Genomic DNA, 16501 nt, shown 5'->3' on the forward strand with positions numbered 1-16501 from the left:
ATCCCTCGACTCCAACGGGAAACGCCTGCCGGAGAACGACCATGCCCATGCATCAAGTCGCCCGCCTCGCTGATGTGCGAGAAGATCGCGGCCTCGAAGTCACCCTCAACGACGCGCCCATCCTGCTGTTACGGGCTGGAGGGCAAGTGCGGGCGTTCCAAGGCAAGTGCCCGCACGCCGGGGCGCCTTTGGCCAAGGGCGCCGTATGCCACGGAAGGCTGATCTGCCCCTGGCACAAAGCCGCGTTTCGCGCTGAAGACGGCGCCCTGTGCGAGCCGCCGGCCCTCGACAGCCTGGAGCGTTATCACGTCGAGGTGCGAGGCGAGGAAGTCTGGGTCGATGACCAACCACTGCCGGCCGAAAAAGTCCCCCCCGCCGATGACCCGCGCACGTTTGTCATCGTCGGCGCCGGCGCGGCGGGCACGGCATGCGCGGCGGCGTTGCGCGAGAAGGGTTTCGGCGGCCAGATCCAGCTGATCGACCGCGAGGCCGAGGCCGGCTACGACCGGACGGTGTTAAGCAAATACGTACTGGCTGGCGACATGGCTGCGGACGAAACTCCGCCTCTGCGCGATGAAACTTATTTCAGCCAACAACGCATCGAACGGCGCCACGGCCAAGTGACCGGCCTTGATGTCAATGCGCGTCAGATCCGCCTCGCCGACGGTCAATCACTGGCTTACGACGCCCTGTTGATTGCCACTGGCGGCGAACCCAAGACGCTGGATCTGCCTGGTATCGACTTGCCGCAAGTCCTGATGCTGCGCTCCTTGGCCGATACACGGCGGATTCTCGAACATGCGCAGCCGGGGCAACGAGCGGTGATCATCGGCGACAGTTTCATTGCCATGGAGGTCGCCTCCTCCCTGCGCAAACGCGAACTCAGCGTCACCGTCCTGGCTCGTCACCCAGTGCCGTTCGCGGCGCAGTTCGGCGACAGTATCGGCAAGGCGATCCTGGCTCGGCACCGGGCCAATGGCGTGGTGTATCACACCGACGGCGAAGCAGCGCGGATCGAGGGTACGGGCAAAGTACACGCCGTGGTGCTGGATAACGGCCAACGCTTTGAGGCGGACCTGGTCATCGTCGGCGTCGGCGTGCGCCCGGCCACGGAGCCGTTCGCCAACCTGCCACGGGAGAAAGACCAATCGTTGATTGTCGACGACGGCATGCGCGTGGCCGACGGCGTCTGGGCCGTGGGTGATATCGCGACCTTCCCCCTCAACGGCCAGCCCCAGCGCATCGAACATTGGCGGCTGGCCCAGCAACAGGCCCGCATCGCCGCGACGAACATGCTCGGTGGTGAAGAACATTACCTGGACGTGCCGTTCTTCTGGACCTATCACTTCGGCAAACGCTACGACTATCTGGGCCATGCCGAGGAATGGGACGAAGTGCAATTCAAGGGCACGCCCGAGCATCCGCCCTTTATCGCGCTGCTCGGCAAGGACGGCCTGGTCGTGGCGGTCGTGGCCTGCGATGAAGGCCGGGCGATGGCGGCACTGGCCCAGCGCATGAAACAACCGCTGCCTGTGGATGAAGCTTGGCGGCTGGTCCGGGATTTTTCGATGTAACTTGTCTTTGCAGACGCCACAAAGCCTGTGGGAGCGAGCTTGCTCCCACAATGAAGCAGCACCGCTGCGCTTACGCCGAATGATCCGCCGGCAGATGAATGATCTGCGGTCGCTCCAGCGGCGCCAGGGGCGGCGGTTGCAAGTCCGGGCCCAACAAGTGGAAATGCGGCACGACGTGGCTGATATCGCCGTCCTGATTGTTATGGATGATCTTCGAACCTGGCTGGCGCAGCGTTTCCAGACGTTCGCCAGTCAATTTGAAACTGGCACTCAGCCCCTGGTCGTCCACTGCGGGCCTTGGCAGCCTACGCTGGGCGAAGCTACGGCTCTTGCGCTGTTGATAGCGCGCCCAGCTGATCAGGATGATTGCGTTGACCAACGCGATCCAGCCGTAGATCTGCAACGTCCCCAGGGTGTCGAACAATGAACCGCCCAGACGCGGGCCCGCGTGGCTGTCAAACAGCGGCCACAGACCGTTCACCAGCAGGTACAACAGTCCAACCCACGCCAGTACCGTAAAGAGCACGTCGATGATCACCAGAAAAGGCCGCTGGCGGGTCCTGATAATTTTCATCGGATCACTTCCTCTTCTTCGTCATCGAACGGTTTGATCCCGCGATCCGGGCTGATCCAGCGCGCGCGTTTCTGATGCTGTCCGAACAGCACCTTGGGGAAACTCACCAGCGTGGTGAACAAGCTGATCAGCCAGAACACCAGCGGGTACCAGACCACCCAGAACATGATGTGCCACAGGCCCTTTTCGTAGCGACGGTCGATCAGAATGCTCACCGCGAATTGCATCAGGCACACCACCGCCAGCAACAGGCCGGTGAAAGCCGGCGGCATCAAGTGGTCCACGGCGATGGCGGCTGGCATCTCGACGAATTTACCGGCTCCCCAGAAGATCACTGACAGCAGGAAGGTGAACGCCCAACCGGTGGACAGGCAGTATTCGAACAGCAGCGGCCACAGGTAGCGGTGACGGTATTGCCAGATGCCGCGGATGTTCTTGAACAGCACCTCGGCGCCACCCTGGGCCCAACGCAGCCGCTGCCGCCACAGGCCACGCAAGGTTTCGGGCATGAGGATCCAGCACAGGGCGCGTGGCTCGTAGAAAATGCTCCAGTGGTCCAGTTGCAGCTTCCAGCTGATGTCGATGTCCTCGGTGATCATGTCCGGGCTCCAGTAGCCGACCCGGTGCAGGGCGGTGCGACGGAACGCGACGATTACGCCGGACACGGTAAAGATCCGCCCGAAAACCCGCTGGGTGCGCTTGATCAAACCGATGATCGAGGAAAACTCGCCGACCTGGACCCGGCCCACCAACGTCGAACGGGTGCGGATGCGCGGGTTGCCGGTCACCGCGCCAAGGCGGGCGTTGTCCAGCATCGGCGCTACCAGGTAGGCGCAGGTGTTGGGCGCCAACAGCGCGTCGCCGTCGATACACACCAGGTATTCGCTGCGTGCGGCGATGGCGCCCATACGCAGGGCCACGGCCTTGCCCTGGTTTTCCGCCAGGTGCAGCACGCGCAAGCGCGGGTCTTCGACGGCCAGTCGATCGAGCACCTCGGCGGTGTTGTCCTTGGAGCCGTCGTTGATGGCGATGACTTCAATGTTCGGATAATGCTGGCCCAGCGCTGCGTGAATCGTGTCGGCAACGTTGTCGCCTTCGTTGAAGCACGGGACCAGGATGCTGATCAGCGGCTCGCCGGCCAGGGGCGGCGGCAACGTGTCGTCCTTCCACGGCCAGTGACGCTCCCAGTGCAGCCAGAAATACAGGCCGCCAGCGATCCACAGGCCGGACATGAACAGCGGGTAGAAGAACACGAAGTCCATCAGGAATTGCCCGGTAACCAGGAAGATCAGGCCCAGGGGCACCCCAAGGACGATCGCCAGCACCAGGACGGCGAGCAGTCTGTCAAGCATGTCAAGGATTCCACTTGTTGGAGAGCGCCGGCCGCACGGCTTTCACGGCGGGCTGGTCTTCGATGAAATTGTCCGGGTAGTAGCCGAAACTGGTCACGCCCTGGCGCTTGAGGCGCCCCATCCAGTCGGCCAGTTGTTCGCCCTCGATGTCTGCCACTGGCTTGCTGTGCCAATCACGGGCTTGCAGTTCGAACACCGTGCGCTTGAGTGCACCGGGGCGAGCCTTGATGGTTTCCACCAATCGCTCCAGCCAGGGCCCCGACTGTTCGCGGGTCTGTTTTTCCATCAGGGGCATGGCCATCGGCGCCGTCCAGTCGTAGGCGGCGAGGAAATCGTCAAGGTTCTGGGCGAACCAGGCTTCGCTTTCCGGGTTGAGCATCGGTTCGGCAAAGATGTTGCGCGCCGTGCGCACCTGCGGGCCACGTATCGCCCGGACCTTGGCGGTGAGCTCGGCGGTGAAGTCGATCAGGTAGCGGCTCTTGAAGCGAGTCCAACGCTGCATGGCGGCAGGGTCATCGCGCAGGGCAGCGATCGATTGCGGCAAGCCATGGGCGGCGTACACTTTCATCGCGGCGGGACCGGCGTCCTCGAAGTCGGAGAATACGGCATCGTCATGATAAAGAACGCCGTCCACCGAGCTCATCCGCGCCATGTCCTCGTAGATCTCGCCGATGATCTTTCGCACGTTCGGGTCGAACGGCGACAGGCGTACATATTGGTCTGGGGCGACGCCCGTCTTGCCGGTCTCCGGATCCCAGCGCTGTACGCGCGGCAACTTCGAATCAAGGGCAAAACTGAGTACCGGCATCCAGGCATAGACCTTGACGTTGGCCCGGGTGCGCAATTGCCATGCAACGCGGTCGAACAGATCGGCGCGCACCGGCAGGTGGCGGTTAGGAAAGTACAGCGAGTGGACCAGGCCATCGCCTTTTGGATCGGCGAACGCTTGCAAGAACACGGTGTTGGCGCCCAGGTCATAGATGCGCTGGACCAGTTTGCCGACGTTGGCCTCCTGCTGCACGGGGTCAGAATCGTAGACGTAATCCAGGTCGACGTGGACCACCCGCATCGGGTCGATCGTCTGCACTGAAGCGATACTTTCGGCGAAGTGAGCACCATCCGGATCGGATGCGACCAGGAAGCGCGGTCCACTCATCAGGTTATCGAGGCTGTCGAGGCCATCTTCCAGGGTCAGGGCCATCTGGTAACCCTGGCTGCCGATCACTTGCAATGCGGTGCCGTCGGCCTCGCCGTAAGGCCACACCCAGACACGCGGGCTGTAGCCGACCACCTTGCGGATCTTGTCTGAAATAGCCGCCACGTCTTTGCGCATACGCGCCTGGAAATCGGCCTCGCTCTCATACCGACCGGTCACGGCATCATAGAGCCGGGTAGTTGCCGCCGGCTGTTGGTTTCCTTGGGGATTGGCGAGCACGCCTTTGTGGTTGGCGTCGGTGTGGGCCGCGATTTCCACCAGGCCCGATTTCGAAATCTCGCGAATCTGCTCCCACGTGAGGAACTCGGAACGCTTGCGCGGCACACCGGCGAAATCCACATTCTGGTTCATCGGCGTGTCGACCCAACTGCCGACCGGGGCCAGGATTGCCGGCCAGTTGTAGGCTCGCAAGATCGGCATGACGCGCGTATAGAAGCTTGAGTAGCCATCGTCGAAACTCAGCAACACCGCACGCGGCGGCAGTTGCGGTCCGCCGTTGCGGGCAGCGATGATCTGGTCGACCGTGACCGCCTGGTAATTGTTTTCACGCAGCCAGGCCAGCTGTTCAATCAGGCGCTCAGTGCGCACGGCTACCAGGCCCTGGTCGGGGTCGCGGTCTTCGACATCATGGTAGGCAATACCCAGCACATGGTTTTTCGGCCACGGGGCATCGTTCGCCGCGACCGGCCGTTGCGAAGGTGGCGCGAACGCCGGGGCTTGCTGGGCACAAGCGCTGATCAGCAAGACTCCCAGCAGAAGGATGAATCGCGAAATGACGGGCATTTTCAAACTCTTCTAGAAGCGGTAGGTGAGGTCGACAAGCAGGCGCAGATCGCTTTCACGATCGCCGTCGTAAGGGCGGTTGAGCCAGCTCAGCGCGGCCCCGGCTTCGAGCACATCGTTCCAGAGCACGCGTTGGCCGTAGCCGAGCAACCCCATGGCACCGGTGTTGTAGTCGCGCTGGCTGTAGGTGCCGGCGCCGACTTGGAATTGCTGGCTCCAAGTGGTTTCGTAACGGCGGTACAGCACGTGATTGGCGCTCACGGTCGGCATGACGCTGAAGTCCGACTTCGGATTGAAGTACGGCACTTCTTCGGAACCGCTGTTGCGGCTGGCACCCACTTCCAGTCCCAGCTCCACCTGCAGGCGTGGGGCGCTGTAGATGCCCTCGCGGCCGGTCAGCAGGGTCTCCAGGCGATTGTTGCCGTCGCTGAAATGGGACGGGCTCACAGCCAGCCGCCATTCGCGGCTTTCATTGGCGCGCCAGCGGACGAAACCGCTCCCGCCATTGGCGCGAATACCGCTGTTGAGAGCTCGCAACGGTGTCTCGGCCGAGAGGTAATCCAGGCTGCCGCCGTACTGCCAGTGATCGTTGATGTCCCGGGCCACGGCCACGCGCGCGCCTTGCTTGTCGCCGGAGCCGTACGAGTGGTTGGAGACTTCCGCTTCCAGAGTCATGTCGCGGGTACGCCGCTCCACGCCCAAGCGCTGCCAGCGATGATGGCCGGTGCCTTCCTCAAAGTCGCCAGTGGCGTAGCCGGCACCGCCGAATAGCCGCCAGTCTTCGTCAATGGGCGGGCTGTAGAGCAACGTTTCGATACCAAAGTCCCGGCTACCCGTCACCGCGCCGGCATCGCCGTTGCCACCGCCGTAGCTTTTGCCGGTGTAGGCTTCGATGCGCAATTCAGCCATGTCATGAACGTCACGCTGACGTTGCAGGCGTTTGACGTGGGCATTCTCCGGATAACGGGCGACCACGTCGTCGGTAAGCGCGTCCATCTGCCGCCATTCCTGCAGGTCCATCGCCGCGCGAGCCTGGGCGACTTCCAGGTCGCGATTGCGCGGTGTCGTGGTCTCGATTTCCTTGAGCAGGCTTTCTGAACGCCGCGGCCAGTCACGGGCTTGATACAGGTCGGCCTGGGCCAGGCGCAGGCCGATGTGGCCAGGGGCTTGGTAGATGAGACTTTCCAGACGCGTTTCGGCGGAGGGCAGGTCAGCGCCATAAGTGCCTGCTTGAGCGGCAAGCATCTGCGCATCCATCCACTCGTCGTTGGGGTTGCCGATTGGCAATCCCTTGAGCTCCACCCGAGACGGCTGTGATTTAGCCAGATCTTCGGCCAGCGCGCGGGCCTCTTCGGACTTTTCGCTTTCCAGCAAGGCGTAGTAGAGCGCGGTGCTGTCTTCGAAACGGTCCGCAGGGTCGGCATCCGGCGCGGTCAGTACACGGCGGTACAGCTCGACGGCTATTTCCGGCTCACGTTGCTCAAGATAAGAAGAGGCCACCCAGCGCAAGGCATAAGTCGGAATGCTGATACCTTCAGCGACCAGCTTCTGGTATTCGGCGATCACCTCTGCCCGGCGAGCGCGGGCGTTGAGGGCTCCCATGCGGTCGATTCGCCACCGCAGCACGTCCTCATGGGCCTCGGCCACTGGCGTCCAGGTGGCGAGCAGTTTGTCGTAATCGGCCAACGCGCGGTCAGCGATGACAAAGCGCTCCTTTTCGCTGCGGCTGGCCATATCCGCCAGACGCACCCGTTCAGCCGCCACGTCGCCTTCAAGCCGGCGCTGCACGCCGCGGTCGATCAGCCCAGGCTGAAGACGGGCCAGGCGCAACGCCGGTTCAGGCAACCTGGCACGCTGCAGCGCATGAATGTATTCGCGCGCGACTTCAGGCTTGTTGCTACCGGCACGGATGAAGGCTTGATCGTATTGGAACAGGGCTTCGTGGGGATTGTCAGCGCGCGTCAGTGCATAGCCCAACGCCAAACGGCGCATCGGATCTTCGGGCTTGGCGGCAACCAGGACCTTGGCACGGCTGACGGCTTCGTCGGGTTTGCCGGCGTCGGCCTGGGTCAGGGCCAGGCCCAGTTGCAGGTCCGCATTTCGTGGTTCGATGGCCAGGGCTCGACGATACAACTCAATCGCCGGATCCCAACGCTGGAGGTTGCGATAGGAGCGGGCCGCTGCGGTCAGCGCCTGGACCGGTAAGTCGCGGTTACGGCCTTGGGTTTCGTAGACCTTCACCACCTCGGCATCGAGACCAGCCCAGCTGGCGATCTGCAAGTGATCGCTGATTTGCGCGGTACTGGCCTGCCCCGCCGGAACTTGGCGCAACACGGCCAGTGCGGGCGTGTAATCGCCCGAACGGGCATCAAGCACCATTTGGTCATAGGCGGCATCGGCAAACGCCGCCAGCGGCAAGCACAACTGGCTGCACAGCGCGACGCGAAACAACGGGCGCAAACCGAATCGAATAAAGGGACCCACAGTACGCGGCATTCGTCAGCATCCTTACATGGCCAGCCGGGTCGCAGTGCCCCCTTGCCCATCAAACAGGAGGCCGGGTCAAAGGAACCCAGCCAAGCTCTAACGGGCTAAGTCTGGCATCGCGCGAAGGGTGATTTTTCGGAACGCCATAATTCTTCAGAATCCATGCAGATTTCAGCGCCGAAGTTTTCAAAGAGAAAAAAAACCGGCTCGTGCGCAGGGCACGGGCCGGTTTTTTGGAGGGGAGCTTTTAGGGGTATTACTGAACGCCGACGCCGCCGCCCAACTTACTCATCACAAATGCCGAGAATTGTTCAACGGTCATTTTCTGTCCGTTGAAATCCACTTGATTGTTGGCGTAGTGCAAGTTGGTGACCACGTCGTTGCCTTCCAGCTTCGCCAGCTCCGTACCCACAGCCATGGCGCTGAACATATCGCTGGTGGCAGTGGCCTGGTCGGCGATCAGTTTGGCGTCTGTCTGGCCTTCCATCTGCGCCTGCACGGTCAGCAGGTCCACAAGCATCGGCTTGGACACCTTCACTTTGAAATCCAGCAGGGCGAGCAATTGACGGCCTAGTTCATCCGGCGGCAGATCCATCGATTGTGGCTTGGCCAGGTCTACGACAAGGCTCGCGCGGCTTTCACCGTTAGCCGTATTAAACGAGAGGTTCTCCAGGGCCACTTGTGGGGCGCCCGCCAGGAGTTTCTCCAGATCGGCCTTGACCTGCGCCTCTTCGGCCTCGGTCAAATTCAGCTCTGGCGCTGGCTCGCCCGCTTCAGCGGCCTCGGCAGCAGCTTTTTCGTATGGCTGCAGTTTGGCTTGGTAGACCTGCATCAGCGACATGGTTGCGGGAATATCCAGGTTCTTCAGGCTTACCGCCATCTGCGCCGAACCAATGACCTTATCGTTGAAAGACAACTCACCGATCTTGTAGTCGGCACGCCCCGAAGCGCTGGTACCCTTTTCGGAGCTGTTGTTCTTCATTTCGAAATTCTTCAGGCCCAGCACTGATTTCTGTTCGCCGAAACTGGTCTTGCTGTTACTCAGCAGCAGGGTGTTATCACCCATGTAGTAGCCGTAGGTGCTCTTGGTCAGGTTGCTGGCCAATGTCAGACCGCTGAGCTCGATTTGCACCGGTGTTTGATCTTCGGCGACGGTGGTCAGTTTGAAACTGTCCATATAACCGTCGGCCTTGATCTTCTCTGCTTGGGCGCTGGCTGCCACGTCGATTTTCAGGCCGGAAAAGATGAGCTGGGATTGTTCGTCCAGCTTGGTATCCAGCGGGAGCAGTTCGAATGTACCGTTTGTGGACTGATCGTAGCCGAGGTTGAAAACGCCTTTGAGCGGCGATTTATCCTTGGCGGCAACAAACCATTTTTCGGTCAGCGGAGTCCGCTCAAGTTCGGTGTGGCTGGTAGCCATGACCGGCAACCATTTGAGCGTCATCAGCCGGGAAACCGGTAGCGGGCCGTGTTCGATGTTATCAACAAACAGCAATTCAACGGATTCGCCACCAAACATTTCGCCTTCACCTTTGAGGCGGTAATGCGCAGTGCTGCTGAATGTTCCACGATCCAAGGAAACCAGCTCGATCGAAGCGGTACCGTTGGACCCGGCCAAAGCCGTTTGCAATTGCTTGTTGCTGTCGGCAATGGCTGTATTCAAGACTCCTTCAAGCTTCGTCCCGGTATACCAGGCGCCGCCCGCACTGATAGCGCCAATAACCACAACGATTCCGAGAAGTACGCTTGCTGATTTATTCATGAGAGACCCGATCGTATTCCATGGTTGAAAAAGTCGCCGTCTTCCTTGACCCGCAAAGGGCTGTGGCTCGACGCGGCAAAAGTGGTGGAGGAGATTAGCACCAGGCACGCCAGCAAGCCCAATGTTTAAAGGGGAAAAAGCGTGTTCTTGAGAAATGGTCTACGAATATTGGACTTCGATCTCGTCCAGTTGGTGATCAAATGTCTTGAGCCGTGCCGTCCAGGTGTATACCAGTACCTCGAAATCACGATTGATCACCGCCGTACTCGACGAGTCGGCACGCCCATCACAGAAATCCAACTGGTAACGTTCCCTAGCCATGGCATTGGCGACATCGCACAGTTCACGAGCGTTGTTGAGCCAGTGCCAATCATCTTGCGCGATCTGCTCGTCCAAGGCCGCGCATTGGATTTTCAAGGCTTCGAGACTTTTTTCCAATGGTGTACCCGTGAGCTCTCCCATGACCTCTTGGAACGTGCGACCTGGCTGCCAATAGCTGCCCCAGAAATAGCGATCAAACACCGTCTCGACCCGACGCAGCGCGACCTTGGTGTCCCATATCAACACCAGGGTCTTGCCTTGCTCGAGCTGTTTTTTCTTGATGCGCTGGCCTTGCATCGAGGCCCAGGCGACAACTGCGATGGATATGACACCGATCAGCGCGGACGCGCTATCAAGGAAAATCAGCGCTTTATCGAGCTGATGAGTCAGCATGACGCCATAGAAATAGGTGGCCGAAAGCAGTACCAACGCCGCAATAGCGCACCAGAAGCCGGGAGCATAAGGGTTTTTCATTATTCGAATCCCCATGACCAGTCACATCGCGGGCTCTCGTTGCAAACGCCCAACAACCCAAGCATAGCAATGGACTGGGGGTTTGCCGGGGTGCGCCAGCAATTAGGGAGATGATCCGATTACCGGCTCTGAAACGACAAAACCCCCGTCTGCGGTGCAGACAGGGGTTTTGGGAATTCAATCTTGACGATGACCTACTCTCACATGGGGAAACCCCACACTACCATCGGCGATGCATCGTTTCACTGCTGAGTTCGGGATGGGATCAGGTGGTTCCAATGCTCTATGGTCGTCAAGAAATTCTGTGACCAACCCGTTCAGGAACAACGTGTCGGTGAAAATCGAAGACTTCTACTAAAACAAAACCCCTACCTGCATCAGCAGATAGGGGTTTCGGAATTTAATCTTGACGATGACCTACTCTCACATGGGGAAACCCCACACTACCATCGGCGATGCATCGTTTCACTTCTGAGTTCGGGATGGGATCAGGTGGTTCCAATGCTCTATGGTCGTCAAGAAATTCGGTAGCCAGCGCGTGCCTTACGGTCACGTTCCAGCGAATGGGTATGTGATAGCGTGTTGCTTTGTGAGTATCTCGAACTTTCGGTTCGTTTCGTCTTCACAACACCGCAATCTGGCCTCTTTCGAGTCTACAAATTGCTTGGGTGTTATATGGTCAAGCCTCACGGGCAATTAGTACAGGTTAGCTCAACGCCTCACAGCGCTTACACACCCTGCCTATCAACGTCGTAGTCTTCGACGGCCCTTCAGGGAGCTCAAGGCTCCAGTGAGATCTCATCTTGAGGCAAGTTTCCCGCTTAGATGCTTTCAGCGGTTATCTTTTCCGAACATAGCTACCCGGCAATGCCACTGGCGTGACAACCGGAACACCAGAGGTTCGTCCACTCCGGTCCTCTCGTACTAGGAGCAGCCCCTCTCAAATCTCAAACGTCCACGGCAGATAGGGACCGAACTGTCTCACGACGTTCTAAACCCAGCTCGCGTACCACTTTAAATGGCGAACAGCCATACCCTTGGGACCGGCTTCAGCCCCAGGATGTGATGAGCCGACATCGAGGTGCCAAACACCGCCGTCGATATGAACTCTTGGGCGGTATCAGCCTGTTATCCCCGGAGTACCTTTTATCCGTTGAGCGATGGCCCTTCCATACAGAACCACCGGATCACTAAGACCTACTTTCGTACCTGCTCGACGTGTCTGTCTCGCAGTCAAGCGCGCTTTTGCCTTTATACTCTACGACCGATTTCCGACCGGTCTGAGCGCACCTTCGTACTCCTCCGTTACTCTTTAGGAGGAGACCGCCCCAGTCAAACTACCCACCATACACTGTCCTCGATCCGGATAACGGACCTGAGTTAGAACCTCAAAGTTGCCAGGGTGGTATTTCAAGGATGGCTCCACGCAGACTGGCGTCCACGCTTCAAAGCCTCCCACCTATCCTACACAAGCAAATTCAAAGTCCAGTGCAAAGCTATAGTAAAGGTTCACGGGGTCTTTCCGTCTAGCCGCGGATACACTGCATCTTCACAGCGATTTCAATTTCACTGAGTCTCGGGTGGAGACAGCGCCGCCATCGTTACGCCATTCGTGCAGGTCGGAACTTACCCGACAAGGAATTTCGCTACCTTAGGACCGTTATAGTTACGGCCGCCGTTTACCGGGGCTTCGATCAAGAGCTTCGCGTTAGCTAACCCCATCAATTAACCTTCCGGCACCGGGCAGGCGTCACACCCTATACGTCCACTTTCGTGTTTGCAGAGTGCTGTGTTTTTAATAAACAGTCGCAGCGGCCTGGTATCTTCGACCGGCGTGGGCTTACGCAGCAAGTGCTTCACCCTCACCGGCGCACCTTCTCCCGAAGTTACGGTGCCATTTTGCCTAGTTCCTTCACCCGAGTTCTCTCAAGCGCCTTGGTATTCTCTACCCAACCACCTGTGTCGGTTTGGGGTACGGTTCCTGGTTACCTGAAGCTTAGAAGCTTTTCTTGGAAGCATGGCATCAACCACTTCGTCACCCAAAGGGCAACTCGTCATCAGCTCTCGGCCTTAAGATCCCGGATTTACCTAAGATCTCAGCCTACCACCTTAAACTTGGACAACCAACGCCAAGCTGGCCTAGCCTTCTCCGTCCCTCCATCGCAATAACCAGAAGTACAGGAATATTAACCTGTTTTCCATCGACTACGCTTTTCAGCCTCGCCTTAGGGACCGACTAACCCTGCGTCGATTAACGTTGCGCAGGAAACCTTGGTCTTTCGGCGTGGGTGTTTTTCACACCCATTGTCGTTACTCATGTCAGCATTCGCACTTCTGATACCTCCAGCAAGCTTCTCAACTCACCTTCACAGGCTTACAGAACGCTCCTCTACCGCATCACTTACGTGATACCCGTAGCTTCGGTGTATGGTTTGAGCCCCGTTACATCTTCCGCGCAGGCCGACTCGACTAGTGAGCTATTACGCTTTCTTTAAAGGGTGGCTGCTTCTAAGCCAACCTCCTAGCTGTCTAAGCCTTCCCACATCGTTTCCCACTTAACCATAACTTTGGGACCTTAGCTGACGGTCTGGGTTGTTTCCCTTTTCACGACGGACGTTAGCACCCGCCGTGTGTCTCCCATGCTCGGCACTTGTAGGTATTCGGAGTTTGCATCGGTTTGGTAAGTCGGGATGACCCCCTAGCCGAAACAGTGCTCTACCCCCTACAGTGATACATGAGGCGCTACCTAAATAGCTTTCGAGGAGAACCAGCTATCTCCGAGCTTGATTAGCCTTTCACTCCGATCCACAGGTCATCCGCTAACTTTTCAACGGTAGTCGGTTCGGTCCTCCAGTCAGTGTTACCTAACCTTCAACCTGCCCATGGATAGATCGCCCGGTTTCGGGTCTATTCCCAGCGACTAGACGCCCTATTAAGACTCGCTTTCGCTACGCCTCCCCTATTCGGTTAAGCTCGCCACTGAAAATAAGTCGCTGACCCATTATACAAAAGGTACGCAGTCACCCAACAAAGTGGGCTCCCACTGCTTGTACGCATACGGTTTCAGGATCTATTTCACTCCCCTCTCCGGGGTTCTTTTCGCCTTTCCCTCACGGTACTAGTTCACTATCGGTCAGTCAGTAGTATTTAGCCTTGGAGGATGGTCCCCCCATATTCAGACAAAGTTTCTCGTGCTCCGTCCTACTCGATTTCACTTCTAAGATCCTTTCGCGTACAGGGCTATCACCCACTATGGCCGCACTTTCCAGAGCGTTCCGCTAAAATCAAAGAAGCTTAAGGGCTAGTCCCCGTTCGCTCGCCACTACTAAGGGAATCTCGGTTGATTTCTTTTCCTCAGGGTACTTAGATGTTTCAGTTCCCCTGGTTCGCTTCTTGCACCTATGTATTCAGTACAAGATAACCATCTTATGATGGCTGGGTTCCCCCATTCAGACATCTCCGGATCACAGTCTGTTTGCCGACTCCCCGAAGCTTTTCGCAGGCTACCACGTCTTTCATCGCCTCTGACTGCCAAGGCATCCACCGTATGCGCTTCTTCACTTGACCATATAACCCCAAGCAATCTGGTTATACTGTGAAGACGACATTCGCCGAAAATTCGATCTGGCTCTAAGAGCCACTCACAAATTTTACCTTAGCCTGATCCGTTACCAGTGAAAGTAACGTTCAGTCTATCTTTCTATCACATACCCAAATTTTTAAAGAACGATCTAATCAAAAGACTAGAAATCAACATTCATCATCCCGCGGATGGAATGCTCATTTCTAAGCTTTAAACGTTGGAACCAATCTGTAATGGTGGAGCCAAGCGGGATCGAACCGCTGACCTCCTGCGTGCAAGGCAGGCGCTCTCCCAGGTGAGCTATGGCCCCGTATCGCTACAGGGTACACCATGAAATTGGTGGGTCTGGGCAGATTCGAACTGCCGACCTCACCCTTATCAGGGGTGCGCTCTAACCAACTGAGCTACAGACCCAATCGTCTTCTTCAATGAATCAAGCAATTCGTGTGGGAGCTCATGGAGCCGCTGCTGTCGTCGATTAAGGAGGTGATCCAGCCGCAGGTTCCCCTACGGCTACCTTGTTACGACTTCACCCCAGTCATGAATCACACCGTGGTAACCGTCCCCCCGAAGGTTAGACTAGCTACTTCTGGTGCAACCCACTCCCATGGTGTGACGGGCGGTGTGTACAAGGCCCGGGAACGTATTCACCGCGACATTCTGATTCGCGATTACTAGCGATTCCGACTTCACGCAGTCGAGTTGCAGACTGCGATCCGGACTACGATCGGTTTTGTGGGATTAGCTCCACCTCGCGGCTTGGCAACCCTCTGTACCGACCATTGTAGCACGTGTGTAGCCCAGGCCGTAAGGGCCATGATGACTTGACGTCATCCCCACCTTCCTCCGGTTTGTCACCGGCAGTCTCCTTAGAGTGCCCACCATAACGTGCTGGTAACTAAGGACAAGGGTTGCGCTCGTTACGGGACTTAACCCAACATCTCACGACACGAGCTGACGACAGCCATGCAGCACCTGTCTCAATGCTCCCGAAGGCACCAATCCATCTCTGGAAAGTTCATTGGATGTCAAGGCCTGGTAAGGTTCTTCGCGTTGCTTCGAATTAAACCACATGCTCCACCGCTTGTGCGGGCCCCCGTCAATTCATTTGAGTTTTAACCTTGCGGCCGTACTCCCCAGGCGGTCAACTTAATGCGTTAGCTGCGCCACTAAGAGCTCAAGGCTCCCAACGGCTAGTTGACATCGTTTACGGCGTGGACTACCAGGGTATCTAATCCTGTTTGCTCCCCACGCTTTCGCACCTCAGTGTCAGTATCAGTCCAGGTGGTCGCCTTCGCCACTGGTGTTCCTTCCTATATCTACGCATTTCACCGCTACACAGGAAATTCCACCACCCTCTACCATACTCTAGCTCGACAGTTTTGAATGCAGTTCCCAGGTTGAGCCCGGGGATTTCACATCCAACTTAACGAACCACCTACGCGCGCTTTACGCCCAGTAATTCCGATTAACGCTTGCACCCTCTGTATTACCGCGGCTGCTGGCACAGAGTTAGCCGGTGCTTATTCTGTCGGTAACGTCAAAACACTAACGTATTAGGTTAATGCCCTTCCTCCCAACTTAAAGTGCTTTACAATCCGAAGACCTTCTTCACACACGCGGCATGGCTGGATCAGGCTTTCGCCCATTGTCCAATATTCCCCACTGCTGCCTCCCGTAGGAGTCTGGACCGTGTCTCAGTTCCAGTGTGACTGATCATCCTCTCAGACCAGTTACGGATCGTCGCCTTGGTGAGCCATTACCTCACCAACTAGCTAATCCGACCTAGGCTCATCTGATAGCGCAAGGCCCGAAGGTCCCCTGCTTTCTCCCGTAGGACGTATGCGGTATTAGCGTCCGTTTCCGAGCGTTATCCCCCACTACCAGGCAGATTCCTAGGCATTACTCACCCGTCCGCCGCTCGCCACCAGGTACAAGTACCCGTGCTGCCGCTCGACTTGCATGTGTTAGGCCTGCCGCCAGCGTTCAATCTGAGCCATGATCAAACTCTTCAGTTCAAACATCTTTGGGTTTTGAGAAAACCCTAAACTTGGCTCAGCAATCGTTGGTTACATCTTTGATTTCTCGCGGAGTAACTTATGATGCTGATAATCTGTTGACTAGCAGTCTGACTCCACAAGCACCCACACGAATTGCTTGATTCAGTTGTTAAAGAGCGGTGGGTTGAGCCTTTCGTCTCAACCGAGGCGCGCATTCTACAGCGCCCCGTGTATCTGTCAAGCGGTTATTTTAAGAAGTTTTCAAAGTTTCGCTTGGAAATCCTTAACAACTTCAACCACTTGCGCTTTCGATCTCTCGTTAGCGGGAGGCGAATTCTACAGCGTTACTCGCTGCTGTCAACACCTCTTTTTTAC

Annotated in this window: 7 protein-coding genes, 2 tRNA genes and 4 rRNA genes; 1 reads left to right on the forward strand and 12 read right to left on the reverse strand. The window is 57.6% G+C overall.

What is annotated here, in order from left to right:
- The first annotated feature begins 41 nt into the window (after positions 1 to 41).
- Positions 42 to 1574, forward strand: a complete 1533-nt coding sequence (locus J3P81_RS24150; protein WP_434561348.1) for an FAD-dependent oxidoreductase — start codon at positions 42 to 44, stop codon at positions 1572 to 1574.
- A 70-nt stretch (positions 1575 to 1644) separates the two neighbouring features.
- Here the strand turns inward: J3P81_RS24150 and pgaD are convergent, their stop codons facing one another.
- The 12 genes from pgaD to J3P81_RS24210 all read right to left on the reverse strand — a co-directional run bounded on the left by pgaD (position 1645) and on the right by J3P81_RS24210 (position 16144).
- Positions 1645 to 2148: a poly-beta-1,6-N-acetyl-D-glucosamine biosynthesis protein PgaD gene (gene pgaD / locus J3P81_RS24155; protein WP_420767741.1), complete on the reverse strand. Its 504-nt coding sequence runs from the start codon at positions 2146 to 2148 to the stop codon at positions 1645 to 1647.
- A complete protein-coding gene (gene pgaC, locus J3P81_RS24160) occupies positions 2145 to 3500 on the reverse strand; it encodes a poly-beta-1,6-N-acetyl-D-glucosamine synthase (protein ID WP_420767740.1) in 1356 nt (451 codons plus the stop codon). Before pgaC ends, pgaD begins: the two co-directional genes overlap by 4 nt.
- A 1-nt stretch (position 3501) precedes the next feature.
- A complete protein-coding gene (gene pgaB / locus J3P81_RS24165) occupies positions 3502 to 5499 on the reverse strand; it encodes a poly-beta-1,6-N-acetyl-D-glucosamine N-deacetylase PgaB (protein WP_434561350.1) in 1998 nt (665 codons plus the stop codon).
- A 12-nt stretch (positions 5500 to 5511) separates the two neighbouring features.
- Complete coding sequence (pgaA, locus tag J3P81_RS24170) at positions 5512 to 7995, reverse strand: poly-beta-1,6 N-acetyl-D-glucosamine export porin PgaA (protein ID WP_434561352.1); 2484 nt, start codon at positions 7993 to 7995, stop codon at positions 5512 to 5514.
- 247 nt (positions 7996 to 8242) lie between these two features.
- A complete protein-coding gene (locus J3P81_RS24175) occupies positions 8243 to 9748 on the reverse strand; it encodes a YdgA family protein (RefSeq protein ID WP_434564168.1) in 1506 nt (501 codons plus the stop codon).
- 159 nt (positions 9749 to 9907) lie between these two features.
- Positions 9908 to 10543: an NADH:ubiquinone oxidoreductase subunit N gene (locus J3P81_RS24180; RefSeq protein WP_434561354.1), complete on the reverse strand. Its 636-nt coding sequence runs from the start codon at positions 10541 to 10543 to the stop codon at positions 9908 to 9910.
- A 181-nt stretch (positions 10544 to 10724) separates the two neighbouring features.
- A 5S ribosomal RNA gene (gene rrf, locus J3P81_RS24185) occupies positions 10725 to 10840 on the reverse strand.
- 107 nt (positions 10841 to 10947) lie between these two features.
- Positions 10948 to 11063 (reverse strand): 5S ribosomal RNA (gene rrf / locus J3P81_RS24190).
- Positions 11064 to 11218: 155 nt separating this feature from the next.
- Positions 11219 to 14110: ribosomal RNA gene (locus tag J3P81_RS24195) — 23S ribosomal RNA — on the reverse strand.
- Between the two features lie 250 nt (positions 14111 to 14360).
- Positions 14361 to 14436: transfer RNA gene (locus J3P81_RS24200), tRNA-Ala, on the reverse strand.
- 27 nt (positions 14437 to 14463) lie between these two features.
- Positions 14464 to 14540: transfer RNA gene (locus J3P81_RS24205), tRNA-Ile, on the reverse strand.
- 65 nt (positions 14541 to 14605) lie between these two features.
- Positions 14606 to 16144: ribosomal RNA gene (locus J3P81_RS24210) — 16S ribosomal RNA — on the reverse strand.
- The 16S, 23S and 5S rRNA genes sit together here with 2 tRNA genes alongside, the layout of an rRNA operon.
- Between the last annotated feature and the right edge of the window lie 357 nt (positions 16145 to 16501).

This window comes from Pseudomonas sp. R1-6 (assembly GCF_051132115.1).
Classification (GTDB): Bacteria; Pseudomonadota; Gammaproteobacteria; order Pseudomonadales; family Pseudomonadaceae; genus Aquipseudomonas.